At 46.5% G+C, this 12390-nt stretch carries 11 protein-coding genes; 4 read left to right on the top strand and 7 right to left on the bottom strand.

Annotation, left to right across the window (positions count from 1 at the left end):
- Positions 1 to 359 precede the first annotated feature (359 nt).
- The 3 genes from C170_RS27915 to C170_RS27925 are packed head-to-tail and all read left to right on the top strand — an operon-like array spanning position 360 to position 2291.
- Complete coding sequence (locus C170_RS27915; protein WP_036616676.1) at positions 360 to 641, top strand: hypothetical protein; 282 nt, start codon at positions 360 to 362, stop codon at positions 639 to 641.
- 31 nt (positions 642 to 672) lie between these two features.
- Entirely contained in the window at positions 673 to 1962 is a 1290-nt protein-coding gene (locus C170_RS27920) for a lipase family protein (protein WP_036616678.1), read from the top strand.
- 56 nt (positions 1963 to 2018) lie between these two features.
- A complete protein-coding gene (locus C170_RS27925) occupies positions 2019 to 2291 on the top strand; it encodes a hypothetical protein (protein ID WP_017691024.1) in 273 nt (90 codons plus the stop codon).
- 227 nt (positions 2292 to 2518) lie between these two features.
- On the opposite strand, the gene C170_RS27930 is transcribed toward C170_RS27925, so the two are convergent.
- The 4 genes from C170_RS27930 to C170_RS27945 all read right to left on the bottom strand — a co-directional run bounded on the left by C170_RS27930 (position 2519) and on the right by C170_RS27945 (position 7129).
- Positions 2519 to 3295, bottom strand: coding sequence for a YcnI family copper-binding membrane protein (locus C170_RS27930; RefSeq protein ID WP_036616680.1), 777 nt, complete (start codon positions 3293 to 3295; stop codon positions 2519 to 2521).
- Between the two features lie 423 nt (positions 3296 to 3718).
- Entirely contained in the window at positions 3719 to 5434 is a 1716-nt protein-coding gene (locus tag C170_RS27935) for a copper resistance CopC/CopD family protein (RefSeq protein ID WP_051447442.1), read from the bottom strand.
- 206 nt (positions 5435 to 5640) lie between these two features.
- Entirely contained in the window at positions 5641 to 6297 is a 657-nt protein-coding gene (locus tag C170_RS27940) for a response regulator (protein ID WP_036616682.1), read from the bottom strand.
- Between the two features lies 1 nt (position 6298).
- Positions 6299 to 7129 carry a sensor histidine kinase gene (locus C170_RS27945; RefSeq protein WP_036616684.1) on the bottom strand — a complete coding sequence of 277 codons (831 nt, stop codon included), beginning with the start codon at positions 7127 to 7129 and terminating at the stop codon, positions 6299 to 6301.
- A gap of 305 nt (positions 7130 to 7434) precedes the next feature.
- Between C170_RS27945 and C170_RS31215 the strand changes: the two genes are divergently transcribed.
- The gene (locus tag C170_RS31215) at positions 7435 to 7602 is read left to right on the top strand and encodes a hypothetical protein (RefSeq protein ID WP_017691019.1); all 168 of its coding nucleotides are present in this window, start codon (positions 7435 to 7437) and stop codon (positions 7600 to 7602) included.
- Positions 7603 to 7735: 133 nt separating this feature from the next.
- Here C170_RS31215 and C170_RS27950 read toward each other — a convergent pair whose 3' ends face one another.
- The 3 genes from C170_RS27950 to C170_RS27960 all read right to left on the bottom strand — a co-directional run bounded on the left by C170_RS27950 (position 7736) and on the right by C170_RS27960 (position 12133).
- Positions 7736 to 9568 carry a bifunctional diguanylate cyclase/phosphohydrolase gene (locus C170_RS27950; protein WP_051447443.1) on the bottom strand — a complete coding sequence of 611 codons (1833 nt, stop codon included), beginning with the start codon at positions 9566 to 9568 and terminating at the stop codon, positions 7736 to 7738.
- Positions 9569 to 9878: 310 nt separating this feature from the next.
- Positions 9879 to 10469 carry a DUF5317 domain-containing protein gene (locus C170_RS27955; protein WP_036616686.1) on the bottom strand — a complete coding sequence of 197 codons (591 nt, stop codon included), beginning with the start codon at positions 10467 to 10469 and terminating at the stop codon, positions 9879 to 9881.
- A gap of 242 nt (positions 10470 to 10711) precedes the next feature.
- Positions 10712 to 12133: a hypothetical protein gene (locus C170_RS27960; RefSeq protein WP_036616688.1), complete on the bottom strand. Its 1422-nt coding sequence runs from the start codon at positions 12131 to 12133 to the stop codon at positions 10712 to 10714.
- Between the last annotated feature and the right edge of the window lie 257 nt (positions 12134 to 12390).

Genomic DNA, 12390 nt, shown 5'->3' on the forward strand with positions numbered 1-12390 from the left:
TCTTTTCTACACAATATGTGTTGAAGAGAATGCTTTTTTGTTATATATGGAAAATTCGAGAAGCTAAACTGATGCAAAATTCAGGAAATCGGGTAATATACACGCGAACACGCGTATGAATCATATTAGGAAGAAAGATACATAAAAACGATGCTCTCAGCCGATGTGGTCATGTTGATTTTGTACTATGATTCAGTTAACAGAAGCAGAAGGCATGGGTGAATGATCCTGATTCATTGGGTGCACATATACATTGAAATCATAAGAAGAAGGTGATTGGTATGAGGCCAATACAAAAAAAGGTATGTGTATTCTTACTAATTGTGCTATCTATCTTTATTTTGGGAGGCTGTCAGAACATGAAAGAAAGTGAGAAACAGGCACTTTTTCAAGAAGCAGAAGCGAAAGCGGTCAAATATTTCAAAGACAAGTATGAGATGAACGTTGTTATTACCAGCAAGGAGTTGCTACCCGAAATGGCACTGGACTCGATTGCAATGGAAGGGCATGTGGTAGAGCAGGAGGATCAGGAGTTCACTATTTCCTATGACTATAGTGATAAAAAAATCAAAAATTTTGGAATGAGCCCTGCCATCAAGGCAGCCATCATTGAGAAAGGCTACGATCCTTTTGCCAAGTAGATTGTATTGAATTTTGGGAGGTGAACATAACATGGGGGATACACCAAGAATTGATGATGAAACATACCGTCTGATGTCGGAACTGGCTTATGAAAATGCCAAAGCAGGTACCGAATATGCGAATCTACCAGGCTGGCAAGTGCTTGAGGATACGCATGGCAACGGTTATTCCGGTTTTGACGCAGTGACTTTTTACAATCCGGAAACGGGGCAGGCGGTCATTTCTTACCGAGGAACAGAAGGAAGTGCCGGATGGGATCGTAAAGGGCCTGATTTTCTGGCGGATGGTCAGATTGCGATCCCCGAACTGGGCAGAAAAATTGAACAATCTACCGATTTCACACCCGATTGGTTATCAGGTGGAATTCAAAAGGTAAAAGACGTCACCGGACTGACTCATTTGGATAATGCGGTGGGTGAGCTGGATAGACAGATTGATAAAAAGCTGAATCCTTTTCCAAATCAAATGTACGAAGCAGAAGACTACGCGAAGGATATGCAGAACAAATATAAGAATTTGGACTTCTCTCTGACAGGGCATTCATTAGGCGGCGGAAATGCTCAGTATGCAGCAGCGCATACGGGAATGACGGCAGTAACCTTTAGTGCGCCATCTGTAATATCCAGCTTGACTCCATCACTGAAACGTAAGGCAGAAGAGGGTGGATTCGATAATCAGATCGTAAACTTTGGTCACCCGGGTGACTTTGTCGCCAGTGGATTCTTTGGTGGCTATGATCGTCATGTGGGTTCCATGTATTACATCAACTCTAATTACAAGGACATGAATGACAACATGAGCATGGGAGATAAGATGGGTAACACCTTTGGTGGGAAGGAATACCACGACCTGAAGCAGTATCAGTTCGAGAATGGTTATATTTCCAATGATCTATACGACCCTACCACTGGTGAGAAAATCAATAAAACTCCCCGTGAACCTTCCAATATCATGACGGAGCTTGCGGATGTTATGCGTAGCTTTGGTGTGCAGACTAACAAGATGGTTGCAGGTGTTGGCTCAGTGGGGGGAGCTTCAGGTCTGATTCAGGTAACGCCGGAAGAACTGAAAAGTGTCGCTTCACGGTGGAAGCAAAATGCACAACAGTGCAATGCGGAGCTGAATCAGGTGCGAACCCGCATGGCCCAATATCTGCATACGAGCCGCAGTCGCAGACTGGAGCCAATTGTCACCCAATTGGACGCATCCATTCATGAGCTTGGCACATGGCATATGAAACACACCAGCCAGTTCCTGAACTTTATTGATGAGAAGGCGGATGCTTTCCGGCAGGCGGACGAGAGTCCGGTTCATTTTTAATTAGGATTTCTGGGTGGCTAGCGTTGATATCACGTACATAGGGGAGGGGAACACGAGTGGGTGGACAATTGCTGGTGGAATTGAATGATCTTCGGATTGCGGAAAAAGAACTTACACAGCTGCTGGCCCGTCTGCAAGCCGATGAGCAAGAAGCGCGGGCGCTATACAGTCGGCTGAACGATTGGAAAGGCCAGTCCGCAGATCATACAAGACAGCAGATTGAAGAGTTTTTTGCGGGCTTGTCCAGACGTATTCAATCCATTGAACAGCAGAAGAAAAGCTTGCTGCAATACATTGAGATCATGATCCAGACGGATCAGGAACGCTAAAGGGTGGTAAGGCTGATGCCAAATTGCGGATGGTAATCAGCGTGGATAAGAGTGTGACCGTGGAGCGGCATGATTAGTGCCTTAACCACGGATTGTAAAAAACATGGGTAGCCAATCAAAATGATGATAGCTAAAAAGCCTACGGCACATCGGGTTTGATCCCGTATGCCATAGGCTTTTTGTTATCTGAATTTTTCTCAGGTTTTCGTAAAACTGTAAGTTAGTTCTTAACGTTTTTTGCGACGTGTAGCCAACGCAATCCCCAAGAAGGACAGGATCAGGGCCAGAATGGATACGATCAATGTTGCTTGTTGAAGCTTCAGCGTACCCGGGTCTGTATCCGTGTTGTTTGGTTCACCTGTAACGGTGTCATTGAGTGCATCGCCCAGCGTGGTGTCATCGTTTGCTTTGCTATCGTCGGTAGCTGCATTATCTCCAGTGGCGCCTTCTGTACCTGCACTATCATGTCCATCGTTGGCATGACCTCCACCTGCCGCAGCATTACCAGCAGCAGCCGGATCTTCGCTAATCGTTGTGATACTGTGCGGGTTGGCATCACTTGGTTGGCCTGTCCATTCTACGATGCTGCCATCACTGTAGTATTGGAAGGCATCCCAAGCTATTTCAGCTTCCGCCTTAGGGTTCTGTGCAACGAAGTTGAACTGCTGGAATTGTCCTGCCAGAATGCCTTCGTTATCGCCGTCAATTTCCCACGTAATCGATGTTACTTCATTGGAATCGTTCTTCTCTGTGGTGATTTTCCAGCCTGCCAGTGGTTGATATTGCTTGAATGCAACACCTTCCGGAACTTTCATGGTGATTTTGGTTGTAGGCAGTTCTTTCTCGGATGGAATCTTAATCGTGTACGTCTGCCATGCACTTGTCTGTGCAACGGATGGGCTAACGGTAACATGAGCGCTAGCGAATCCGGCGAATAACATGAATGCTGCGGTACCTGTTGCGATAGTGGATGTTAGTTTGGAAATCCATGATGTTTTCTTCAAAATAAATAACCCCTCTCAGTTCTTATCATATATGATGCGGTCCATTTTCTTAAATGAGTGTCTACGTTCTGCAAAGGCCGTTTCGGTTACGAATTGTTCTTTCGAGTGATTAAAAGCAGATTACACTTGCTACTTCGATGACAGAATAACCTTCCAATCGCTGTTATCCCCAGATTTTTTGATTCCCTTTTCTTAAAGGGTAAAATCCGGGGATAGCATATGCTTCCGAAGCAGCTTTCTTTCAGAAAGCTTTTAGGCGAACGCTTCGCTTCTTCACGCTATTTCTGTCCTCTCCGTTCTCGTGTAGATCAGAAAGCTTTTAGCTTCGCTTCTCCAAAATCAATTCGTTCCCTTCACTACATTTGCAGTTTGTAGAAACACTAATTTTAGATTGGGTCACTTTTCAATATAAACGTTGTGTAACTATGGCTTGGCGGTATCAATCTCAAATTCGGCATCCAGTGCATCCAACGTCTTGGTCAGGAGATGTACCTTGATATTCCAACGTCCAGGCATGGAGATGTAATCTTCAGCCTTGTACACACCGGTGTCGTTTTTCGGAATGGTGATCTCGTAGATCCCCATATCCATGTCCAGATGTGTGAGTGACAGTGTGATCTGTTCCAGATCGTTAACGATGCTACCGTCTGCACGTTTCACATCGACTTCGAATTGGTTCTCTCCTGTTACATTGGGACTCACCTGAAGTGTGATCGCCGAGCCGTCTTCTGTAGTCTTTGTCTCCTGATACGGTCCGACCGCAGCGGGTTGTCCTGGAGACAGGTGTGTCAGTACGGCAGCCAGAGCGAGAATCACAGCACCGGTGGCAAGTTCGGCCTTCAGGCTGCCGGATAATCTGCTACCCGTTGCTGCTCTTGCCAATCGCGCATGACGCCAGGCGAAGACAAGCATAACAATAAGCAGGACGATCTTGCCGACTAGGACACGGCCATAGGCTGTAGTGAACAAGGAAGTCAGCACAGGTGCTGGCAGAATAATCAGACTGCTGTATATTCCTGTAGCAACCAGAGCGGCTACGGCGCCAATTCCCCAGGCGGTAAACCTGCGAATAGCAACCCAGTAGACTTCTCCTCGCACCTTCGATGGCAGCTTATCCGCCAGTGGAGGCAGACATATCGCCATGGCGGTTAGTGCGCCAATCCAGAAAGCGGAACCGATCAGATGCACGAAGTCCATGGCAATCGCGAGAGCACGTTGATCCGCCGCAGCCGGATGTCCCGTCATGGCATGCGTGAACAGCCATCCAAGCACGAGCACAAGTGAGCCATAGGAAGACCAGATGCGAGCACGGATGGATCGATCACGATCATATCCGGAGAGAATCGTGACGGCCAGCAGCATTACAATGAGTATTTGTAACATCCAGATCTGACCAAAGGATGTCAGCTTGAGCGCACTTCCGATCAGTGCCCAGCTTAGTTCGTTCAGAGCCACACCAGATTCATATAACGTATTCAGTGGCAGGCTGACCAGAGCGGCAAAGGAAGCAGCAGCATAACTGATCCATAACAATCTGTAGCTGCCCGGAACGTCCATAGGTTCTCTTGTCATGGATGTCGGTGCGATTCGGAGTAGCAAGAATGCAAGTGTCCCCAGTATGACAGACAATCCGAGATACTGAATCCAGTCTGTCAGGGATACAATCCATTTCAGCGGCCCACCTGTTGAACCAGAACCGGATGTAAGATCACTCAGTCCGGCAGGAGAACCGGATGGTTCACCGATATGGAAAACATACGCCCCTTGAATTGGGTGTCCATCGGCAGATACAGCTTTCCAGTTAACGGCATAAGTCCCGTTCCCGAGTCCAGCTTGCAGGCCAGTCTCCAGAATATGAGGGCGATCCACATCGATCTTTACATTTCCATCGTCTGCCTGATTGCCGTCAGGGCCGGTTATTTTGATATCATAAAAGGCCGTCTGCAAGGATTCGTTGAACTCCAGCGTCAGCCGCTCCGGAGCAGCTACGAGGATCTCATTTTCTCCTGGCGAAGCCTTAACAATATAAGCATGGGCAGATGCCCACTGTGGCATAACAAGGCAACATACGAGCAACAGACAGGTGACCAATGCCCAGTGCCGTTTGCCCCATTTCAGGGTAAAGCGTGTAAAAATCAAAAAATCATCACCCTCAGGTTATAGATTTGTAGTCATTCATGGTCCTTAAACACAATCTAACCCATTATAACTTTGTCCAAAATGACTGCGTATGACTACATTGGGCTATAAAAAAACGATTTGGTCTACATAATTGTGACAAAAGCATGAATGCTATGTCATTTCTCAGCTATGTCGGGAGCTCATTGACTCCGAATTAACAATGTTTATTTGCGAAGTTTACGTCCTGCAAGCCCGCTCTCTAGTGCGTAACGGGTGAGTTGTACCCGGTTTTCAAGCTGGAGCTTCTGCAAAATGTTTTTGAGATGATTCTTCACCGTCTGGTCTGAAATACCGAGTTGATCGGCAATCTCCCGATTGGTATATCCCGCGGATACCCATTGCAGAATCTCAAGTTCCCGCGCCGTTAGCGGGTTATCTTGCACATCTTCACTGCGTGGTGCGGGGAACTCCTGCAAAATCCGGTAGGCCAGTTCCTTACTGAGCGGTGCGTCGTCACTGACGATGGCGCGCAGGTATTCAAGCCAGGTGGAAGGCGTTAGATTTTTGAGCAAATAGCCTTGAGCGCCTTGTTTCAGTGCTTCGAACAGAAACGTCACATCATCCGATACCGTGACCATAACAACAATAACATAAGGGAATCGCAGCTTGATCTGACGGGTGGCTTCCAGCCCATCCATGCCCGGCATCTGCACGTCCATCAGGATCAGGTCGGGCATCCATTGTCCGGTGAGCTCCAGCGCTTCCTGTCCATTCGAAGCTGTACCAATCACTTCAAACAGGCTATCCTCGGATAAAATGCTACAGATCGCTTCACGCGCATGCGCATGATCATCAACAACCAATACACGTACATGTTCCATATTAAGCATGCTCCTTTCCTATCGTCATTCGGGTATGCCCCGGTCTTGAATCGAGGGTGAAAGACCAACCCATCTCGGCAGCACGCTCCTTCGTAATTCGCAGTCCGTACCGATCCTTCAGATGAAGAGGATCTCCACTTAGTCCATTCCCATTATCCTGAATATAAATGAACCAGGCAATTGGGTTACCTTCCGCGTGAACCTGAACGCGGGTAGCCTGCGCATGTTTACGTACATTCAGTAGTCCCTCCCGGATACAAGCGAGCAGTTCCACTTGTTCCTTGGCAGAGAACGTTACACCCTTGAGGTCCCAATGAATCTGTGCACCAGGTACCGTTTCCTTGACGAGCACTTCGACCTGCGCATGCAGTGAAATAATTTCTGATGTTACCGTAAAGGAAGGAACAAAACGCAACTGGGCAATAGCTTGCCTTACATATGTATTGACTTCATGCACGGTTTTTTGAATCTCCTGGATCTCATGCTCATGTCCGCTCCCTGCTAGACTACGTCCTGCTTTATCGGTCTTCACTGAGAGCAGAAAAAGGGACTGAGATATGCCGTCGTGAAGTTCCCGTGCCAATTGGTCACGAGCTTCCAGCGCTGCTTTCGCTGCACGTTCCTGCTCCAGAGCAGCCCTGGCACCTTCGAGCATGTGGAACAATCGGCTGAGCAGAGTCACGCTGACGAGGTAAACAATGACGGGTGTTAACCAGTTTCCAGCATCCATCGAAAGGTATGGCATCAGAAACTGATGGCGAATGTATTCCCAGATGCCAACCGTGAATGTGGGGATCAGCAGAATCATCCATTTAATTTGTTTATAGGACATGAATGCAGAACTCCTTTGATCTAGGATTAGCTTATTTAGGTACTTTATTTATACAGGGATGGGATCATTATAACCCAAGCTTGTCCAAGACCCTAGTCTGTGTCTTTGGAGAAAGCTGGGGAGTATCAGGGAGTATTTAGAAGGATATCTAAGAACGACAAGGGGTGAAATGTTGTCACGCTAGGTGAGGGTTGGTGTGACCAGCTGAGGAAGGCTGAGTCCGTTTTCCCTATCGGAGAAGGTCCTCTATACTTAATATAGAACGTGAATTCATTACAAAACATGTTAAGGAGTGAAGCAACAACATGAGTCAAGAAGTATTGGAACGTCGCAGTGAATTGCTCAAAAAGAACATTCATCAGATGCTTGTTCAAGACAATCAGCACGGTATCAGTCGCCAAGACAACATGTTTTTGCAGCAGATGATTAAAGAGCTGCATCAGACCTCACATGAGCTGAATACCAAATCTTAATGTAGAATCTGCACGAGAATGAAGTTGTCTGGTGTACGATTCATTCCATGAAAATGAAAATGGCGCTATCTCCGATCAGACCGGGGATAGCGCTTTTACTTTTTCTGGGCTTATAGAAGAAGTTCTGTTTATTTTACTGCAACTGTTGCTGAGCGGTTCTTTTCTCAATATATTGAATGAACAACTCGGCAAGCTCCGGATCAAACTGTGAACCCGAACATGAGCGTAGCTCCCGAATGGCTTCTTCCACGTTCTTGGTTTCCTGATACGGCCGCTCTGTCGTCATGGCATCAAAGGAGTCAATCACGGTCAGCATCCGGCAGAGCCGGGGTATCTCGTTACCCTTCAGGCCGTAAGGATAGCCTTTGCCATCATAGCGCTCGTGGTGAAGTTCAATATACGGAATCAGATCGGCGAAGCGATCGTTCGTGATCACCATTTTTTTGCCCCAGGTGACATGTCCTTTGATCGTTTCCCATTCTTCTGCGGTGAGCTTGTCCTTTTTGTTCAGAATAGACCAAGGAATCTCCAGTTTTCCGATGTCATGAATCAGTGCTCCCAGCACGAAGCGACGTTTTTCCGCATTGTCCAGTGCGAGCAATTCACTGATATCCAGTGCATATTTGTAGACCCGTTTGGAATGTTTAAACGTATCCATATCCTTGTATCTGAACAGATTGAGCTGCTGTTCGATGTCACGAACGTCCTGTACCAGATCAATCTCGTGTTCCATGCCATCATTGCTGCCGTGGCGGTGCACGTTGTTCTTGCCCTGTTTCTTCGCATAATATAGTGCTTTATCCGCCTGATCCACAAGCTGGGATTTGTTATACATATCCACCTGATAGGGTGCGACGCCAGCAGAGAAGGAGAGACAACCGTGTGGAAACACTTCAACGCCTTCAAACGGCGTGTCGTTCAGTTGTTTACGCAGCTTGTTCATGAACCTGTAGGATTCGTCCAACTCCATGCCTGGCATGAGCAAAGTGAACTCTTCTCCTCCATAACGAAAGGCGGTAACAGGTGTGCCTTCCGTCTTTCGCATTAGAAAATCCCCCAGCAGGGCTAGCAGACTGTCACCTTGAAGGTGGCCAAACCGATCGTTATATTTTTTGAAATCATCAATATCAATAAGCCCCAGACATAGCGGTGTTCCCTGCGTTCGAGCGTTAGTCAGTTCGCTTTCTAACATGCTTTCGAAATAGCTATGGTTGAACAGACCCGTACGTTGATCCGTGTTGGCCTTTTCCTCAATCGTCTGATACATCACGAACAACTGCCTGAATGCATGGGAGAGCAGAATGCTAAGACTCAGATACAACAACAGGCCAAGTACGCCATTGTGCACAACCAGAATTGTCAGGACCAGCGCCAGAATCAGCGTACACAGATAAACCAGCAGGGATTCGGTAACGAATGCCCGCTTCATCTGCTGTAATGCATCCTTTGTTGAGAAATGAAAGAATAAGCCAAGTGTGATTGTGTTGATGATGAAGTAGGCTGCGAGTGCTGCAAAATAAGGAATCAAGTTATAGTCGTCCAGAGTTCCCGATTGCCCGCCAGTCCACTCAAACACGGCAGCTGCTCCCGTAATCATGATACTGTAGATGCTGAAATTGACAATATGTTTCCACCAGGTGAGCTTGCGCTCTTTGATTAACAAAATGATGGAGACAGGTAGCAGTACAGATAAACTGAAAGCTCCGCCAAACATGAATATACAGGCAAGGTATACTGATGAATCCATGGATTGCTGATTACCTTTGGGTGGAATCTGGAACGTGAAATAATCCAGAATTAACGCCGCACCCAGCATGGTGTAGACCATAACCCAATCCGCCGTGGTTAGATGAAGGTAAGACCACTTGTTCATGTATAGAAAAACACCGATCCCGGTACAACTAAGCAAAATAACATACATACTGCTTCGATCTGCCTTATGGATAAGGTTACGAATAAAGTTCATAAAAAATCTCCTGCTTGAGTTTAGTCTACTCTTGATGTGTATATAGTTGGTTTTCTTCTATAGGGATATACTATATAGATGTATAACATACCAAGTTGCCTGCCAAAAATCCAGACAGAAAAAACAGGCCGCTGGCAGCCTGTTTGTCTTGTTTGGCGGTATGGATACTAGCCGCCCAGCTTGTATCCCGAAGTTAATGCTACAACGACAGAAGCCACGATGATTGCGTTGATGACAATGCGGGAATATTTCACACCTTCAAATTTTTTCATGGAGAAGACCTCCCTTCCTTGGAGTCTACCTGTTTTCTTCAAGCCTGATGAGTTTTAGCAGGTTGCACAGCCTTTTTGTCCCGATTCACCATCATGTATTGAATAAAAAGGAATATGCCAATATTCATGACCACATCACCGATGCTGATGACCTGAGTCCGTGGATAAGGGCTGGAGAGTGGGATGATATCACCGAGAAAAGGCAGATTTGTAGATGCATCCATCATAAAATGCTTTGATACGGCGCCGCCTTCCCTGAGCATGTCTACATAGTAGGGGCCCAGTACAGCGGAGGCTTCCACAGAAACAGGCATGCGCCCACCGTTTACAGCCATAACGGCAAAATTGAGAAATACCCCAATCCAGATGAGCATGAAACCGGTATGGTGTCTGTTGAGCCACAGGAAAGCGAGCCCTGTAATGTAGACGGCAGCAAAGAGATATCCATTAATGGATGCCACCCATTCGAATCGTTCCTGGAGATAGAAAATAAAGAACTGGATTAGCAGCAATACAGGGAAAATCCAGCCACTTCGCAGCTTGAGTGCTGCAAACTGGTTGAGCCCATGCCGCAACCCGCCCCGAAAAAATCCAACGATCAAGCCTAGTAGAATACCGTCATATACCATGGAGTAACTCCTGTTCGTGCGGAGATATGCAATATGATTGCGTGTTTGTGTACATAAAGGATTCGACCTTATATTGGTAATTCCTGCATGAGAAAAATGATTTTGTAGAAGAAATTTGCAAAATGCTGAACAAAAAACCGCCTTTACGAATCTAGGGGTCGAAACCCCTGTAAAATTCGGTAAGGACGGCTGCTTATGGTGCCAAAATACGAGCTTTAATTCGGTTGAAGACGGAATTTATTTTATTCAGATCCACCGTTCAGATAGTTGAAGAAAGGCTGGTCCACCCAGAAGTCATACGTCGTAATGTCCGCATCAGGTGCCAGTTTCAGGAAACCTTCCCGAATGGATTTGGCATTTTCTTTCAGAGAGAAGGACTGAGCATAGTAATTGCCAAGCGCGATCTTATTATTGGAAATGACAGGGTAGTTCGCCAATGCGGTTGGTGAATAATACAGCGGTTGCCACCAGGAGTTGAGAATCAGTGGAGATGTACTGTCACTATTCTTTTTGGCATATTTCAGCACAATGTCGTTGAAGCGAACTTTGTCTGCCACATTGTTGAACTCGAACTGAATATCATATTCCTTCGCAGAAGCAATATAGTTACCGTTCTCGATCTGTGTCACTTTATAGTCTGGCGTTTCCTTCGGCTCGCCCCATTCCTTCAAATAAATGAAGGCAGATGTCTTCGGCTGGAATTGCACATCAGCATCAATACCTTCGCTACGCAGTAAACCAACCAACTGTACAGCATGTTGAATATTATCGTGGCCGTAGGTAAGTGTCAGTTCATCGATAAAGTTGGAATCAAAGCGGCTATCCTTCAGATTGTAACCTGTTACGAGATCATCTCGCAGCGCCTGATCCACAATCTTTCTCAGCTCAGGTGATTCGATCAGATCCGCTGTGCGATATGCAGCATACAGTTTGGAATAGATGTCCGCATCGCCGGAACGCCCAATCTCATGTTTGTATTTCCCTTGACTGACCAATACGCGTCCAAGCAAAGTATCAGCGAAATCTTTACTTGCTACGCCACCCTTAATGAGAGCGGGGTATAGGCTTTCAGGAATCAGGCCTGTATCGATCGCAGCAGCCAGCTCCTGTGCGGCTTGTCCCTGAACACGGTTTGGTTTAATGCCAACTTTGGCAAGTGCTTTGGCCGTTTTCTCTGTGGGATATGTATAAGCGAGTTCCTTGAATCCGGCTGCTTTCACCGCGATGAAGACGGCGGCATAAGTGCTCAGTTGATCCTTGGCACGTACTTCTGTACCCGTAAGAACCCCATTATTGTATAAGGATACGGCAGCGGCATATGAAGAATCACCAGAAGACAGATCGGTAAAGACAGGAGCGTTAGCTTCACTGTCACTTGCTTGAGTTGCTTCCGTGATGGCTGCAATGGCTTGAATGAAATCACCTTTGGTAATCTGTTGCGGCAATAGAATGTTGTATTTCGCTTGCAAGAATTGAGCAAAATCCGCTGCGCTTTCCGTGTAAGCAACTGGAGCCTGAGCTACAGGTCCTTTGACACTTTGTGAGGTGGAGGGTTTAGCCGGAGTTGTAGATGCTGCAGAAGCGGAAGAGGGCAAGCTAAGGCTGCCGAGTGTTACCGGAGCGGCGAGTAGGGCCGCCAACGTGATCTGGGTGATTTTTTTCAAATGAATAGCCTCCTTAGAATGGGTTGGAAAATAATCAGCTTTGGGTCATAATTCTGACAATTCCTATAAGAATAGAATAATTGGATTGACTTTAGCACGGAGACGCGCTGGATGTCAACGAAAAAAGCTTGATACAGAACGGTTTCCAAAGCTTGGTAGAAAGCGAATTGTCAATTATATTCTATTTGAGTGTATACGCTCAAAGATTTATTGACAAGGATCGACAGTATCCGCTAGGATAAGAAAAAAGAATGTTG

This window comes from Paenibacillus sp. FSL H7-689 (assembly GCF_000517905.1).
GTDB lineage: Bacteria > Bacillota > Bacilli > Paenibacillales > Paenibacillaceae > Paenibacillus > Paenibacillus amylolyticus.

What these genes read in the sequence shown, in the direction of transcription:
- C170_RS27915 (WP_036616676.1), top strand. Translation starts at nt 360, where the DNA reads ATGAAAGAAAGTGAGAAACAGGCACTTTTTCAAGAAGCAGAAGCGAAA.
- C170_RS27920 (WP_036616678.1), top strand. Translation starts at nt 673, where the DNA reads ATGGGGGATACACCAAGAATTGATGATGAAACATACCGTCTGATGTCG.
- C170_RS27940 (WP_036616682.1), bottom strand. Translation starts at nt 6,297, where the DNA reads ATGGAACATGTACGTGTATTGGTTGTTGATGATCATGCGCATGCGCGT.
- C170_RS27945 (WP_036616684.1), bottom strand. Translation starts at nt 7,129, where the DNA reads ATGTCCTATAAACAAATTAAATGGATGATTCTGCTGATCCCCACATTC.
- C170_RS31215 (WP_017691019.1), top strand. Translation starts at nt 7,435, where the DNA reads ATGAGTCAAGAAGTATTGGAACGTCGCAGTGAATTGCTCAAAAAGAAC.
- C170_RS27950 (WP_051447443.1), bottom strand. Translation starts at nt 9,568, where the DNA reads ATGAACTTTATTCGTAACCTTATCCATAAGGCAGATCGAAGCAGTATG.
- C170_RS27955 (WP_036616686.1), bottom strand. Translation starts at nt 10,469, where the DNA reads ATGGTATATGACGGTATTCTACTAGGCTTGATCGTTGGATTTTTTCGG.